Genomic DNA, 15,623 nt, shown 5'->3' with positions numbered 1-15,623 from the left:
CCGAATTGAACAGACGCTGAACACGTTAACGGAAGGGGTGCGAGCCTGATGACCGACGCCGCAATCGAACGCGAATCCATGGAATACGATGTCATCATCGTCGGCGGCGGCCCGGCGGGCCTGTCCGCGGCCATCCGCCTGAAACAGCTGGCTGCCGAGGCCGGCAGCGAGATCTCCATCGCGCTTCTTGAGAAGGGCGCCGAGGTCGGCGCCCACATCCTGTCCGGCGCTGTGGTTGATCCCAAGGCCCTCAACGAGCTCTTTCCCGACTGGAAAGAGCTGGGTGCGCCGCTCACCGATCCGGTCAGGACCGACATATTCGAAGTTCTCGGCGAAGCCGGTTCGATCTGCCTGCCGACGCTGATGTTCCCGCCGCTGATGAGCAATCATGGCTGCTACATCGTCTCGCTGGCCAATGTCTGTCGCTGGCTGGCTGAACAGGCCGAAGCGCTGGGCGTCGAAATCTATCCCGGATTCCCGGCCGCCGACCTGATCGAGGAAGACGGCGCCATCAAGGGCGTGATCACCGGTGATTTTGGCCTGGCGCGCGATGGTGGCCACAAGGATGGCTACCAGCCCGGCATGGAGCTGCGCGGCAAGTACACGCTGATCGGCGAGGGCGCGCGCGGTTCGCTGGCCAAGAAGCTGATCAGCCGTTTCAACCTGTCCGAGGGCAAGGAACCGCAGAAATTCGGTATCGGTATCAAGGAACTCTGGCGCGTGAAGCCGGAGAATCACAAGCCGGGCATGGTCAAGCACACCATGGGCTGGCCGCTCGACGGCAAGACCGGCGGCGGCTCCTTCATGTATCATTTTGGCGAGAACCTGGTTTCGGTCGGCTATGTCGTGCACCTGAACTACAAGAATCCCTACCTCTCGCCCTTCGAGGAATTCCAGCGTCTCAAGACGCATCCGGCCCTGTCGCCGGTGTTTGAAGGTGGCGAGCGCATCTCCTACGGCGCCCGCGCCATCACCGAAGGTGGCTATCAGTCGGTACCGAAGCTTGCCTTCCCGGGCGGTGGCCTGATCGGGTGTTCGGCCGGCTTCGTGAATGTGCCGCGCATCAAGGGCAGCCATAACGCCATGAAGACCGGCATGCTCGCCGCCGAGAGCGTGTTCGCCGCGATTGCCGACGGGCGTCAGCATGACGAGCTGGCCGAATACCAGCTCGCCTATGACAGCTCATGGGTGGCCAAGGATCTCAAGAAGGTCCGCAACGCCAAGCCGCTCTGGACCAGGCTCGGTACGTTCTGGGGCGTTGCCTTGGGCGGCATCGACATGTGGTGCACCACGATCCTGGGCGGCTGGTCGCCGTTTGGCACGATGGGCCATGGAAAGAGTGATGCGGAAAGCCTCGAGCCGGCCGCGAAGCACAAGCCGATCGATTATCCCAAGCCTGACGGTGTCCTGACCTTTGATCGCCTGTCCTCGGTCTTCATCTCGAACACCAATCATGAGGAGGATCAGCCGGTCCACCTCAAACTTTCGGATGACGCGCTGCAGAAAATCTCGGAGCTGGGCGAGTTTGCCGGCCCGTCGACACGCTATTGCCCGGCCGGTGTCTATGAGTGGGTCGACGACGAGACGAGCGGCGAAAAGCGTTTTCAGATCAATGCGCAGAACTGCGTCCACTGCAAGACGTGCGATATCAAGGATCCGAACCAGAACATCAACTGGACGACGCCCGAGGGTGGTGGCGGCCCGATGTACGCCAATATGTAGCATCAACCGCCTCCGGCCCTTGCGCCGAAGGTCTTGCAGGGCGAGCATGCAGGCATGAGTTTTCCTGTCCGCATCCTCCCGCTTGTCCTCGCCGCCACGGCGCTCACATCCTGTGCCGGAACGGCCTCCGGCCCGGTCGATGAAGGTCCGTCTGTCTATGGCGCCTTCCTCGCGGCCCGCTATGCCGGGGTCAACCGCGATGTCGGCGGCGCTGCGGCGAGCTATGTACGAGCGCTGGACCAGGCGCCGGGCAATGCAACCCTGGCGGACCGGGCCTTCATCACGAGCCTGCTCGCGGGCGACAGCCAGAGCGCAGCAGGGCTGGCGCATACCACCATGCAGGCCGGCGATCCGAGCCGGCTCGCAACGCTCTATGTTGCCGCCGACCAGATCGCCAGGCGCGACTATCGGGACGCCATCACCAGTCTCGAAGAAGCGCCGGACTATGGTCCCTTCAACGCGCTGATGCGCGATCTCCTGCTGCAATGGGCCCTGATGGGCGACGGTCAGGCCGTGGCCGCGATGGATGCGGCCAATGCCACGCGTTCTCCGGGCTTCCTGTCCTCACACCTTTGGCTTCACAAGGCGATGCTGGCGGATGTTGCGGGTGAGGCTGCGGCTGCGGATGATGCCTACCGCACAGCGCTCTACTCGGCCGTATTTCCTCGACTTGCCACCGAAATGTATGGGGGGTTCCTGGAACGTGAGGGGCGTTTCGAGGACGCCCGCGCCCTGTATCAGACCAGCCTGGACTCAAATCCGACCGATCCCTTCCTGCGCGAGGCCTTGCGCCGGCTCGACGCCGGCGATCGTCCGGCGCGCCGGCCGTCTGTTCCGCAAATGACTTCGCGGGCCCTGTTCGGCCCCGCTTTCGACCTCGCCGAACAGGCCGACATGGATCTTTCGGTGATCTATCTGCGCATGGTCCAGCGGCTCGACACTGATTACGCGCCGACGCGAATGAGCCTCGCCGCGACGCTGCAACGCATCAGCCTGCCGGAGGCCGCGCTCGCCGAATATGCAGCCGTCGCTGACGGTCCCTACCGGTTCGCAGCCGACATTGAGCTGAGCTGGCTGCTCGTGCAGACCGGCCGGACCGAACAGGCAACGCGTCTGGCCGAGAGCCTGGTGGCGCAGACCAATGCCCGCGAGGCCCGCGTCCTGCTGGCCAATCTCTACCGCGTGCAGAGCCGTTGCCCCGACGCGGTCGGCCTTTACGAGCAGGTGATCGACGCGCTTGAGGAGGCCGGCGAGCCGGGCGACTGGCGCTATCACTATTTCGCTGCGGCCTGTCAGTATGACGCCGACAACTGGCCGGCGGCGGAGGCGCACTATCTGTCAGCGCTCGACATTGCGCCGCGCGAGAGCACACTGCTCAACGATCTCGGTTATTTCTGGATTGATCGCGGCGAGCGCCTGGATGAGGCTTTCGAGATGATCCTGCTGGCGGCCGAACTTGATCCGGAAAACGGCAATGTCATCGACAGTCTAGGCTGGGCGCATTATCGCCTCGGCCATTTCGAGGCGGCGGTGGAGGCGCTCGAGCGCGCCGCCGAGCTGGAACCAGGCAGCGCGACGGCAAATTACCACCTCGGCGATGCCTACTGGCAGGTCGGGCGTGAACTGGAAGCCGGCTTCCAGTGGCGCCGTGCCCTCGATCTCGAACCGCGTCCGGACCAGCGCGAGGGGCTCGAATTCCGCATCGCCAATGGCCATCCACCCGGTGAGGAGCAGCATTTCGCTGCCGATAACCGCCAGGCAGCCGACGACGCTGCCGGCGAGCCGTGAGCGACGCGTCGATCACCGAGCTCGCTGCCGCGAAGGTCAATCTGACCTTGCGGGTCGGGCCGGCGCGGACCGATGGCTATCATCCGCTCGACAGCCTCGTAGTCTTCGCCAACTGGGGTGACCGGGTCGAGGTGCGGCCGGCGCCGGGCCTGTTGCTGACCATGTCCGGCGAGGCCTCGCGGGCACTGGTCCCGGATGGGTCCAATCTCGTCCTCAAGGCCGCCCGGGCGCTGCAGGCCGAAAGCGGCGGGCCCGACGGCGCGATGATCCGGCTCGACAAGCAGATCCCGGTCGAGGCCGGCCTGGGCGGTGGTTCGGCGGATGCGGCAGCGACGCTTCGGGCCCTCAACCGGTTGTGGGGGTTGAACTGGCCGCTCGACCGACTGGCCGAGATCGGCCTGAAACTGGGCGCCGACGTGCCGGCCTGCCTCTATTCACGTCCCCTGCGCATGCGCGGAATTGGTGAATGGATCGATATCCTGCCGGGTTTTGATGCTTTTGATGCGGTGATCCTGAATCCCGGCGTCCGCGTCCCGACCGGCCCGGTATTCAAGGCGTTTGACGCCGCTGACCCGGCGCCGCTCGCCGACAACTGGCCGATGGGCGACAACCGGCTCGACTGGCTGCGCGGCGAGCGCAATGACCTGGAGGCTCCGGCCATGGCCGGTAATCCGGTAATTGCGGCGGCGCTGGACTGGCTGCGCGGGCGCGACGGCGTTGCGCTGGCCCGCATGTCGGGCTCCGGCGCGAGCTGTTACGCGCTCTGCGAGAACCCGGCGGCGGCCGAGGCGATCGCTTCGGCCTATGACGGCTTTGCCATGGCGGTTCGTCTGGAGGGCGGCGCGCGATGAGCGCTGCACTGGGGCCGCTTCTGCTCGCTTTCGTCGCTTCGCTGGGGACGGCTGGTGTGGTGCTGCGGCTGCGTATCCTCGATCATCCCAATGCCCGCTCCAATCACGCCAATCCGACCCCGCGCGGTGGTGGCCTTGGCATTGTGATCGGCGTTTTCGCCGCGCTTGGCCTGATCGAAATCCACGTCCCGCAAGAGGCGGCGGCACTGGCCGGTCTGGCGCTGTGCGCGCTCCTGGCTGCCGCGCTGGGCTTTCTCGACGATCTCTACACCCTGTCCGAGCGTCTGAAATTCGCCTGTCTCACGCTGATCAGCCTGGCGCTGGCCGGCATGGCGGGGCCGGTGACCGAACTGGGCGTCGAGCTGCCCTGGCTGGTCGGCTGGCTGGGTTCCGCCCTGTTCGTCTTCACCCTCGCCAACACGGTCAATTTCATGGACGGATCGGACGGGTTGATGGCGGCCACCCTGATCCCCGCCGCCCTGGCCCTGGGCTTTCTGGCTCCGGGCGCGACCGGGCTGGCGGCGCTTGCCCTCGCGGCAGCCCTGGCCGGGTTTGCGGTGTGGAACGCACCGCTCCTGTCGGCCCGCGGCCGATTGTTCAGTGGCGATGTCGGCTCGCTGGGCGCATCGGTGATCCTGGCCGGTCTCGCGCTCATCTGGGCGTCGACGGCCGGGGCCGGAACCGTCTGGCTTGTGCCGCTCCTCGTCCTGCCGCTGCTGGGCGATGTCCTGCTGACCATGGCGGCCCGGGTTCGTGCCGGCCGCTCGCCCTTTGTGGCGCACCGCGCCCATGCCTATCAATTATTGATCGCGATGGGCGGCAGCCACCGCAAGGTGGCGCTGATCTGGGGCGCGATGAGCCTGGTCTGCGCGGTCTTGGTGCTTGTGGCGGCAGCGCTGCCGCCTCTCGCGGCACCCGTCATGCTGGCCGTTTCAGTCCTGATCTTTGCCCGCCTGCACCATTTCTGGCGTCGTCGGGCGCAGGCGGCCGGGCTCGATACCTGCCAGTAGTCAGAGACGGATCAGTAGGCCCGTTCGACGACGAAATCGGCGAGATCTTCCAGCGCGCGGCGCCATTTGTTGGCGGGGAAAAGGGCAAGGGCCTCACGGGCATGGCGGGCATGGGCGCGGGCCTGATTGACCGTGGCGTCGAGCGCGCCATGCGCCTTGATCAGGCGGACGGCCTGGTCGAAATCCCCCTCGACCTGTTCACCTGCCGCAATCACGCGGGTCCAGAACCCCGTTTCGGTGTCGGATGCAGCGGCGATCGCCAGGGCAACCGGAAGCGTCACCTTGCCTTCGCGGAAATCATCGCCGGTCGACTTGCCCAGCTTGGCCGAGGCGCCGCCGTAATCGAGCGCATCATCGACCAGCTGGAAGGCGAGGCCGAGCTCGCGGCCATAGGTTTCCAGCGCTTTCTCCTCGTCCGCCGAGCGACCGGCCACGATACCGGAGACCTGCGCCGCTGCGGCAAACAGGGCGGCCGTCTTGGCGTCGATGATCTGCATGTAGGTCTCGACCGAGACACCGATATCCTTGACCGAGGAAAGCTGGCGCACCTCACCCTCGGCAATCGTCGAGGCGGCAGCGGACAGGACGCCGAGCGCCTTCATCGAGCCGGCTTCGACCATCAGCGAGAAGGAGCGCGCGAACAGGAAGTCGCCGACCAGGACCGAAGAGGCATTGCCCCAGACCAGATTGGCCGCGACCTTGCCGCGCCGCATGCCGCTTTCGTCGACGACATCGTCGTGCAGGAGGGTGGCGGTGTGGATGAACTCGACAGCCGCTGCGAGTTTCAGCGGCGCCGTGTCGGCATGGCCGATCATGTTGGCGGCGGCGACCGTGATCATCGGGCGGACCCGTTTGCCGCCAGCCTCGATCAGATAGCGGGCGAGTTCTGGAATCAGTTCGACATGACTGTCCAGGCGTTCCAGGATCAGCGCATCGACCCGGCGCATGTCGTCATAGGCCAGAACCGCAAGCGCTTCAGCTGCATCCGGGATCTCGGCGCTCTTGGCCGCGGCTGCCGTTTTGACACTCACCATGCTGTCCACGCCAGCTGTCCTCTTGATGCAGGCTCGATTGCTCTGGACAATAGAAATCGCGGGACCGCCCGGCAAGCACAAGGGGCGGTGACGAAACAGCACAGGTCAGCGAGGCGCGCGTGCCTTGCCGGCCCAGCCCGGAGGCGGCACCACGTGAAAGAAGTTCTGCGGACCAATGATCCGGTCAAACTCTCCTACGCCCAATCGCTCCTTCGCGATGCTGATATCGAGCCGATCGTGCTCGATCAGGGCATGTCGTCCATGTATGGCGGCGGGCTTCCGGTCATTCGGACACGCATCATGGTGATTGACGAGGACGCGGCCGAGGCGGCGTCCATCCTCGCTGAGCTGCAGGAGGATGAGGCGTGACCACCACGCTCGACCGCTTGCTCGATGGCCGTGTGGTCCTGCGCCAGGGCAGGGACGGCTATCGCGCCGGCATGGATGCCGGCCTGCTGGCGGCCGCGCTGAGTGCGGGTGAGGGCGAGGCCCTGGCCGAGTTCGGCTGCGGCGCCGGGGCCGCCCTGCTCTGCGCCGCCTGGCGACTGACCGGGGCGAGCTTTGTCGGCGTCGAGCGGGATCCGGACGCAGCCAGGCTGGCGGCCGAGAATGCCGCGACCAACGGGATGGGCGCGCGGGTGCGCACGCAAAATGCCGACATCATGCAGCTCGGCACCTCGCTGAAGGTCGACCAGGTCTTCTTCAATCCTCCCTTCTTTGACGATCCGACGGCGTTGCGCGCCCCGAAAGACGAAAAGCGCGCCGCCTGGCTGACCGGCGATGTGCCCTTCGCCGACTGGGTGCGCTGTGCCGCGCGGGCGCTGAAGGCCAAGGGCAAGCTCACCCTGATCCACCGCGCTGACCGTCTGGCCGATATCCTGACAGCGCTCGACCGTTCCTTCGGCTCGGTCGTGATCAAGCCGATCCACCCGCGTGCCGGTGAACCGGCCAAGCGTGTCATCGTGCAGGCGATGATTGGCGGCAAGGCGCCGCTCGTCCTGCTCGCCCCGCTGATCCTGCACGAAGGCGAGGGGCATTCGCCCGAAGCCGAGGCCATCCTGCGCGGGCAGGCGGTGCTGGAGATGGCGGCATGACGATCACAATCGTTCTGGTCGCCCTGGCACTCGTCCTGCTGGTGGTTCTCGGCGCGCGTGGTCGCAAGCAGCGCGACAATGCGGCCGAGGCAGCGCGGCGGGCCGTGGAGGCGCGGCTGGAGGCCCGTGAGGAGGATGCTGCGTCGCACCAAGACAAGGACTCGCGCGCTTGATTACACGGGCCGGCTTGCCTAGTGTCCGCGCGATTTCTTGATCTCGATTTTTCCAGCGGGAATTGATGCCATGGCCGCCGCGAAAGCGCCCTCCTTCCAGGAGCTGATCCTCCGTCTGCAGACCTATTGGGCGGGCAAGGGCTGCGCCATTCTCCAGCCCTATGATGTCGAGGTCGGCGCCGGGACCCTGCATCCCGCGACGACGCTGCGCTCGCTGGGGCCGCGCCCTTGGAAGGCGGCCTATGTCCAGCCCTCGCGCCGTCCCGGCGATGGCCGCTATGGCGAGAACCCGAACCGGCTGCAGCATTATTACCAGTTCCAGGTCCTGCTGAAGCCGTGCCCGGCCGACATCCAGGACCTCTATCTGGGCTCGCTCGATGCCATCGGCATTGATCGCGACCTGCATGATGTCCGCTTCGTGGAAGATGATTGGGAAAACCCGACCGTGGGCGCCTGGGGCCTGGGCTGGGAAGTCTGGTGCGACGGCATGGAAGTCAGCCAGTTCACCTATTTCCAGCAGGTCGGCGGCCTCGATGTCGACCTTGTTTCCGGTGAGCTGACCTACGGGCTCGAGCGCCTGGCGATGTATGTCCAGGGCGTTGAGAATGTCTATGATCTCGACTTCAACGGCGCCGGCCTTTCTTACGGCGACGTCTTCCTGGAAGCCGAGAAACAGTATTCCGAATTCAATTTCGAGCATGCCGATGTCGACATGCTGATCGAATGGTTCAAGGGCGCGGAAAACCAGTGCAAGGCGCTCTTGTCGCTCGACAAGCCGCTGCCCCTGCCGGCCTATGATTTCTGCCTCAAGGCCTCCCACCTTTTCAACCTGGTCGATGCCCGCGGCGCCATCTCCGTCGCCGAACGCGCCAGCTGGATCGCCCGCGTGCGGGAGCTGGCCAAGGGCTGCGCGGAAGCCTGGGTGACGAGTGAGCGCGCCCTGGTGGAGGCGGCAGAGTCGTGACCCGGTCCGCGCAAACATCACTTGTCATCCCGGCCGGATGCCCCGCGCAGGCGGGGCGCAGAGCCGGGACCCATAGGCATCAGTCGGGCCGGCGCTCAGCGCTTCCGTCCGTGACAGTGCGGCGCACACCGGGCGTATGGGTCCCGGATCTTCGCCCGGCTCAGGGCCGGGCCTGCGTCCGGGATGACAATAAGCGTGATTTGGGACGCCGGTTGGAGACTCTCCCATGAAACTTCCCCTTCGCGGTGGCTGCCAGTGCGGGGCGGTCCGGTATGAAATTACCGAGAAGCCGATGGCGCTGTATTGCTGCCATTGCACGAACTGCCAGCAGCAATCCTCCTCGGCCTTCGGCATGTCCATGCTGGTGCCGCGGGACGGGTTCAAATATCTCAAGGGCTCGGTGGCGGCCTTCTCCATTTCCACTGACAGCAAGTCGAAAAAGCTCGGTCATTTCTGCGGGGATTGCGGCACGCGCATTGCCAATGACACGGCGGGCAAGCCGGCCCTGTCGTTGAAGGCTGGCACGCTGGACGATCGCGCCAAGCTCAAGCCGGTCGGTCATATCTGGGTCAAGTCGGCCCAGGACTGGATGATTTTTGACGAGGACGCGCTGATCTATGACCGCGCGCCCGATGACGGCTATTTCGCGATGATGCAGCGTTATGCCGACCAGGAATACGCCTGACGGCGGCAATGAAAGCCCGACACGATGTCCGAACTCCTGTTTGAAATCTTCTGCGAGGAAATCCCGGCCCGCATGCAACCGCGCGCCGAGGCCGACCTGGAAAAGCTGCTGGGCGACAGGCTCAAGGCGGCCGGTCTGGCGTGGACCTCGCTGACCACCTTTGCAGGCCCGCGCCGTCTTGGCCTGGTGATTGACGGCCTGCCGCTGAAGACCGCCGATGTCCGCGAGGAGCGCAAGGGGCCGCGCGTCGGCGCGCCCGACCAGGCCGTGCAGGGCTTCCTGCGCGGGGCCGGTGTGGCTTCGCTCGACCAGTGCGAACAGCGCGAGGACAAGAAGGGCAGTTTCTGGGTTGCCATCATCGAAAAGCCGGGACGGGCCACCGCCGAGGTCATTGCCGAGGCGATCCCCGAAATGATGAAGGCCTTTCCCTGGCCCAAATCGATGAAGTTCGGCGAGGGCGAGAAGGCCCAGCGCTGGGTCCGTCCGATCCAGCGCCTTTTGTGCGTGTTTGACGGCAATGTCGTCGATTTTGATGTTTTCGGCATTGCGGCCTCGAATACCACCGAAGGCCATCGCCGCATGGGCCGCGGACCGTTCACGGTGTCGAATTTCCTGGAGTATGCGATGGTCCTGGAAGGCGAGGGGCATGTCCTGCTGGACCGCGCCGCCCGCGAGTCGCTGATCCTCAATGGCGCGCGCAAGGTCTGCGCCGATGCCGGGTTTGAACTGGTCGAGGATGCCGGTCTTCTGACCGAGGTTGCCGGGCTGGTGGAATGGCCGGTACCGGTTCTGGGCGAGATGGATCCGGACTTCCTCGATCTGCCGCCGGAAGTCATCACCCTGACCATGAAGACGCACCAGAAATATTTCGCGGTGCGCGATCCGAAGACCGGTCAGCTGGTCTCCAAATTCGTCACCATCGCCAACCAGGTCGCCCCCGATGGCGGTGTCGCCATCGCCGCCGGCAATGCCCGCGTCCTTTCGGCCCGTCTCTCGGATGCCCGCCACTTCTGGGACAATGACCGCAAGACGCCGCTGTCCGAGATGGCGGCGCAGCTGTCGAAAGTGACCTTCCACGAGAAGCTGGGCACGGTCGCCGACAAGGTCGAACGCGTTGCCGCCCTGGCCCGCGAACTGGCCCCGATCGTTGGTGCCGATCCGGACCTGGCCGAAAAGGCCGCGCGCCTCGCCAAGGCCGATCTGGTCTCCGAAATGGTCTATGAATTCCCCGAGCTGCAGGGCGCGATGGGCCGCTATTACGCCCTCGACCAGGGCGAGGATGCCGCCGGCGCCGACGCGATCAAGGATCATTACAAGCCGCAGGGGCCCTCGGATGAGGTGCCGACCGCGCCGGTTTCCGCGGCGGTCGCGCTGGCGGACAAGCTGGATACGCTGGTCGGCTTCTGGGCCATCGACGAAAAACCGACCGGCTCGAAAGATCCGTTTGCGCTTCGGCGAGCGGCTTTGGGCGTGATCAAGATTTGCTTGGATGGCGACATCCGTCTCCCCCTGGCATCGACCGCCGGACGATACCCGCTTCAGATGGCGAGTGGCCGCGCGCTGATGGATGCCCTGCTGGTCGCGGCGAGAAATGATGATCGCGACCTGTTTGACCAGTTAGATCGTAGTGCCGGTGGCGGCGGCGCCGCGCCCGATTGGAACGTCGCCAAGTCGCTGACAGGGTGGCGCGACGCCGGAAGTGAAGACCTCGTTGCGGTACCGTACCAGTGTTTCGGCGATGCGGATGCTCCTTACGACCTCCTCGCCTTCTTCGCCGACCGCCTCAAAGTCCACCTCCGCGATGAGGGGATCCGCCATGACGTCATCGACGCGGTCTTTGCGCTGGGCGATGACGATCTCGTCCGGGTGACGGCCAAGGCGCGCGCGCTGCAGGCTTTCCTCGATACCGAGGACGGGGCGGCGCTGCTGGCCGGGAACAAACGGGCTTCGAACATTCTCGCAAAGTCGGAGGATGACCTGACCGGTGAGCCGGATGCGGCCTATCTCGCGGCCACGCCCGGGGCGGCCCCCGAATCGGCCGAGCGCGCGCTGATCGCGGCGCTCGCGTCAGCAGGCCCCGCGGCGACAAAAGCGCTGGAAGCGGAGGACTTCGCGGCCGCCATGACCGCCCTGGCCTCGCTCCGTGCACCGATTGATGCTTTTTTCGAGCAAGTGACCGTTAACACGGACGACGCTGCGTTGCGCCGCAACCGACTTCTTTTATTGTCCGCCATTCGCACGGCCGTTCGCGCCGTCGCCGATTTCGACAAGATTTCAGGCTAGGGCATCATGCTTATCGTTGCAGGATCGACCATACCGGCATACCGGCGCCCTGCGTCTTCGAGCGATATGCCGGCGGCCTCCTGCCGGCCCGGTGCGGGAACGCAACACGCCTTGTCATCCCGGCCGGATGGCCCGCGCCGGCGGGCCGCAGAGCCGGGACCCATAATCCCGATGCAATTCCAGCCATTCGCAATGTCCGCACCTCGCCTGCTTCCGGTCACCACCTGTGTTGATGGGTCCCGGCTCTACGCCCGGCCCAGGGCCGGGCATCCGGCCGGGATGACACGCGGTGTCAGTATTTCAATAGACCACGCATCCAACTCCAGGAGTTCCAAGTCATGAGCGCTGACGTGATGACCGATACAAAATGGGTTTACGCCTTTGGCGGCGGCGACAGCGAAGGTGAAGCCGGGATGCGCGAGCTCCTGGGCGGCAAGGGTGCCAATCTGGCCGAAATGGCCAAGCTGGGCCTGCCGGTTCCGCCGGGCTTCACCATCACCACCGAAGTCTGCACGGCCTTTTACGACAATAACCAGGCCTATCCCGACACGCTGAAGGGGCAGGTCGAGGCGGCGCTGGCCAGGCTGGAAGGCGCGGTCGGCAAGGCGTTCGGCGATCCGTCCAACCCGCTCCTGGTCTCGGTCCGCTCGGGCGCCCGCGCCTCGATGCCGGGCATGATGGATACGGTGCTGAATCTCGGTCTCAATGACGAGACGGCCGAGGGTCTGGCCAAGCTGTCGGGTGACCGCCGTTTCGCCTATGACAGCTATCGCCGCTTCATCCAGATGTATTCCGACGTCGTTCTGGGCGTCGACCATGCCGTGTTCGAGGACATTCTCGACGGCTTCAAGGATGATAACGACTATTCCCTCGATACCGAGCTGTCGGCCGATGACTGGGAAAACATTGTCGCCGAGTACAAGAAGGCCGCCGCCCGCGAGCTGGGCCGCGACTTCCCGGCCGATCCGCGCGAACAGTTGTGGGGCGCCATCGGCGCCGTCTTCGGCTCGTGGATGACCGAGCGCGCCAAGACCTATCGCCGCCTGCACGACATTCCGGCGAGCTGGGGCACGGCAGTCAATGTCCAGGCCATGGTGTTCGGAAACATGGGCGAAACCTCGGCGACCGGTGTGGCGTTTACCCGCGACCCGTCGACCGGCGAGAGCGGCTATTACGGCGAATTCCTGGTCAATGCCCAGGGCGAGGACGTGGTCGCCGGCATCCGTACGCCGCAATGCCTCACCGAGGCGATGCGCGAGAAGATGGGTGATGATAATCCGTCGATGGAAGCGGCCATGCCGGACAGTTATGCCGAGCTGGCAGCCGTCTTCGACAAGCTGGAACGCCACTATGCCGACATGCAGGACATCGAGTTCACGGTCGAGCGCGGCCGGCTCTGGATGCTGCAGACCCGCAATGGCAAGCGCACCGCCAAGGCGGCGCTGAAGATCGCTGTGGACATGGCATCGGAAGGCCTGATCTCGACCGACGAAGCCGTGATGCGGGTCGATCCGGCCCAGCTCGACCAGCTGCTGCACCCGACCCTCGATCCGCAAGCCGAGCGCGACATCCTCACCTCCGGCCTGCCGGCCTCGCCGGGCGCTGCCTCGGGCAAGGTCGTGTTCGACAGTGACGAGGCCGAGGAACGCTCCAAGGCGGGCGAGAAAGTCATTCTCGTGCGCATCGAGACCTCGCCGGAAGACATTCACGGCATGCACGCCGCCGAAGGCATCATCACCGCCCGCGGTGGCATGACCTCGCATGCCGCCGTGGTGGCACGCGGCATGGGCCGGCCTTGTGTCTCCGGTGCCGGGGCGATCAAGATCGACTATGCCAACAAGCAGTTCGTGGTCGGTCGCCGCATCGTCAAGGATGGCGACATGGTCACCATCGACGGCGCCTCGGGCCAGGTCCTGATGGGCGAGGCCAAGATGATCAAGCCGGAGCTGACCGGTGATTTCGGCAAGCTCATGGTCTGGGCCGACAAGGCGCGGCGGATGAAGATCCGCACCAATGCCGAGACCCCGGCCGATTGCGAGACCGCCGTCGAGTTCGGCGCCGAAGGCATCGGCCTGTGCCGCACCGAGCACATGTTCTTCGATGCCGACCGGATCGCCGCCGTGCGCGAGATGATCCTGTCGAACGACCAGGATGGCCGGGTCACCGCGCTCGACAAGATCCTGCCAATGCAGCGCGATGACTTCGCCCAGATCTTCCGCATCATGGGCGAGCGCCCCTGCACGATCCGCCTCCTGGACCCGCCGCTGCACGAATTCCTGCCGCACACGGAAGAGGACGTGAAGGACGTCGCCAAGGCGACCGGTCTGCCGGCCGACCTGCTGATGGCGCGGGCCCGTGATCTCGCCGAGAGCAATCCCATGCTCGGCCATCGCGGCTGCCGGCTGGGCATCACTTATCCGGAAATCTACGAGATGCAGGCGCGGGCGATTTTCGAGGCCCAGGTCGCGGTCGAGAAGGAGACCGGCTTCCAGCCGCTCGCCGAAGTCATGATCCCGCTGGTCGCGGCTCCGGCCGAGCTGAGCATTCTCAAGGCGCGGGTCGCCGGGGTCGCCAAGGCGGTTGCCGAAGAGACCGGCGGCAAGCCGAAATACCTGATCGGCACCATGATCGAACTGCCGCGCGCCGCCCTGATGGCCGGCCAGATTGCCGAGGACGCCGAATTCTTCTCGTTTGGGACCAATGACCTGACCCAGACCACATTCGGCCTGTCGCGCGATGATGCCGGAAAATTCCTCTCCGAATATATCGAGGCGGGCATTTTCGAGAAGGATCCCTTCGTCACGCTCGATCGTGACGGTGTCGGCGATCTGGTGCGAATCGCGGCGGAACGCGGCCGCGCAACCCGTCCCGATCTCAAGCTCGGCATTTGCGGCGAGCATGGCGGCGACCCGCTCTCGATAGATTTCTGTGAAGAAACCGGGCTCGATTATGTGTCCTGTTCGCCATACCGCGTGCCGATTGCGCGCCTGGCGGCAGCCCAGGCCCGCTTGCGTCGCCAATAGTATCCGTCTGGAATCACGATTGAAAATCTCGCCCCTTCTTGAAGGGGCGAGTATTTTCTTATTTGTAACCCGGTGGGCGGCTTGACCCTTATGGTCCCCTCCCATAGAGAGGCGCGCTCGTTTCACGAAGGATTCAGGTCCGGCGCGTCATGGTAATCTCGTCGCGAGACGGCACGATTCGTGAAAGGCCGAATTTGACGCTGGACAGGAAATACGGAGACCAGATGGACCTCGACGCGGCTCGCAGCCAGCAAAAGCAGGTGGCGACAGCATTGCACATGCTGGCGACGCTTGTGCTGTGCGCGCTGACCGTCCTGCTCCTCAACCTGGCTTCTGCCCGTGCCCGTGAACAGGACGAAACCCTGGTCTGGCAGGCCATGGCGACGCGCTATCTCCAGGCCGGTGATGTTGATGTGGCCTGGCAGGCGCCGGAGCAGCTGCGCATTGCGTCGTTGATGCTGGAAGCTGATCGCGATGCCGGGGCGGTGCTGACGGCCCGTCCGCTGGACGATCTGCGCACCTTCAACAGCTCGCATTTCGAGAACGCCGCCGGGATTTCCGCCCAGGTCGATTGCCTCGCCCAGGCGATTTACTACGAGGCCCGCAGTGAAGGTTTTGTCGGCCAGCTTGCCGTCGCCCAGGTCATCATGAACCGGGTCGACAGCCAGCATTATCCCGACTCGATCTGCGGCGTGGTCTATGAAGGTTCCGAGCGTTCGACCGGTTGCCAGTTCACCTTCACTTGCGACGGCTCAATGGTCCGTGAAGTCCGCGGCCGTGCCTGGCGCCGGTCGCAGCTGGTCGCCCAGCACGCCTATATGGGCTTCGGTCGCGATGTGACCCGGCGTGCAACGCACTACCACACCGTGGCGGTTGACCCGTATTGGAACGACAACCTCGTGCGGACGCGCCGGATCGGCACGCACATCTTCTATCGCTTCCCGACCCGCCGCGAGCGGGCGGCCGGTATCGTCCGCGAGCGCGACGCTTAGGGCT

At 65.2% G+C, this 15,623-nt stretch carries 13 protein-coding genes; 12 read left to right on the top strand and 1 reads right to left on the bottom strand.

Annotated elements, in window-relative coordinates; all coding sequences use genetic code 11:
- Window positions 1–48: 48 nt before the first annotated feature.
- The 4 genes from QZZ02_RS12290 to QZZ02_RS12275 are packed head-to-tail and all read left to right on the top strand — an operon-like array spanning window position 49 to window position 5,371.
- Window positions 49–1,722, top strand: a complete 1,674-nt coding sequence (locus tag QZZ02_RS12290; protein ID WP_291844823.1) for an electron transfer flavoprotein-ubiquinone oxidoreductase — start codon at window positions 49–51, stop codon at window positions 1,720–1,722.
- A 54-nt stretch (window positions 1,723–1,776) separates the two neighbouring features.
- Entirely contained in the window at window positions 1,777–3,510 is a 1,734-nt protein-coding gene (locus QZZ02_RS12285; protein WP_291844821.1) for a tetratricopeptide repeat protein, read from the top strand.
- A complete protein-coding gene (locus tag QZZ02_RS12280; protein ID WP_291844820.1) occupies window positions 3,507–4,361 on the top strand; it encodes a 4-(cytidine 5'-diphospho)-2-C-methyl-D-erythritol kinase in 855 nt (284 codons plus the stop codon). The genes QZZ02_RS12285 and QZZ02_RS12280 overlap by 4 nt, the downstream gene beginning before the upstream one ends.
- Window positions 4,358–5,371, top strand: a complete 1,014-nt coding sequence (locus QZZ02_RS12275) for a hypothetical protein (protein ID WP_291844819.1) — start codon at window positions 4,358–4,360, stop codon at window positions 5,369–5,371. Before QZZ02_RS12280 ends, QZZ02_RS12275 begins: the two co-directional genes overlap by 4 nt.
- Before the next feature lie 11 nt (window positions 5,372–5,382).
- Here QZZ02_RS12275 and QZZ02_RS12270 read toward each other — a convergent pair whose 3' ends face one another.
- Window positions 5,383–6,405, bottom strand: coding sequence for a polyprenyl synthetase family protein (locus QZZ02_RS12270; RefSeq protein ID WP_291844818.1), 1,023 nt, complete (start codon window positions 6,403–6,405; stop codon window positions 5,383–5,385).
- 153 nt (window positions 6,406–6,558) lie between these two features.
- Between QZZ02_RS12270 and QZZ02_RS12265 the strand changes: the two genes are divergently transcribed.
- The 8 genes from QZZ02_RS12265 (at window position 6,559) to QZZ02_RS12230 (ending at window position 15,619) form a co-directional block, all read left to right on the top strand.
- A complete protein-coding gene (locus QZZ02_RS12265) occupies window positions 6,559–6,774 on the top strand; it encodes a DUF2007 domain-containing protein (protein ID WP_291844817.1) in 216 nt (71 codons plus the stop codon).
- Window positions 6,771–7,499 carry a methyltransferase gene (locus QZZ02_RS12260; protein WP_291844816.1) on the top strand — a complete coding sequence of 243 codons (729 nt, stop codon included), beginning with the start codon at window positions 6,771–6,773 and terminating at the stop codon, window positions 7,497–7,499. Before QZZ02_RS12265 ends, QZZ02_RS12260 begins: the two co-directional genes overlap by 4 nt.
- Complete coding sequence (locus QZZ02_RS12255) at window positions 7,496–7,672, top strand: hypothetical protein (RefSeq protein WP_291844815.1); 177 nt, start codon at window positions 7,496–7,498, stop codon at window positions 7,670–7,672. Before QZZ02_RS12260 ends, QZZ02_RS12255 begins: the two co-directional genes overlap by 4 nt.
- A 70-nt stretch (window positions 7,673–7,742) precedes the next feature.
- The gene (locus tag QZZ02_RS12250) at window positions 7,743–8,636 is read left to right on the top strand and encodes a glycine--tRNA ligase subunit alpha (RefSeq protein WP_291844814.1); all 894 of its coding nucleotides are present in this window, start codon (window positions 7,743–7,745) and stop codon (window positions 8,634–8,636) included.
- A gap of 226 nt (window positions 8,637–8,862) precedes the next feature.
- A complete protein-coding gene (locus tag QZZ02_RS12245) occupies window positions 8,863–9,321 on the top strand; it encodes a GFA family protein (protein WP_291844813.1) in 459 nt (152 codons plus the stop codon).
- Window positions 9,322–9,345: 24 nt separating this feature from the next.
- A complete protein-coding gene (gene glyS / locus QZZ02_RS12240) occupies window positions 9,346–11,604 on the top strand; it encodes a glycine--tRNA ligase subunit beta (protein ID WP_291844811.1) in 2,259 nt (752 codons plus the stop codon).
- A 338-nt stretch (window positions 11,605–11,942) separates the two neighbouring features.
- Window positions 11,943–14,627 carry a pyruvate, phosphate dikinase gene (ppdK, locus tag QZZ02_RS12235; protein WP_291844809.1) on the top strand — a complete coding sequence of 895 codons (2,685 nt, stop codon included), beginning with the start codon at window positions 11,943–11,945 and terminating at the stop codon, window positions 14,625–14,627.
- A 224-nt stretch (window positions 14,628–14,851) separates the two neighbouring features.
- Window positions 14,852–15,619 (top strand): cell wall hydrolase, encoded by a 768-nt coding sequence (locus tag QZZ02_RS12230; protein ID WP_291844808.1) that lies wholly within the window; start codon window positions 14,852–14,854, stop codon window positions 15,617–15,619.
- Window positions 15,620–15,623: the final 4 nt, after the last annotated feature.

This window comes from Maricaulis sp. (genome assembly GCF_015665295.1).
Classification (GTDB): domain Bacteria; phylum Pseudomonadota; class Alphaproteobacteria; order Caulobacterales; family Maricaulaceae; genus Maricaulis.
The sequence above is the reverse complement of the archived record's forward strand: the minus strand, read 5'-3'. Positions and strand labels throughout refer to the sequence as shown.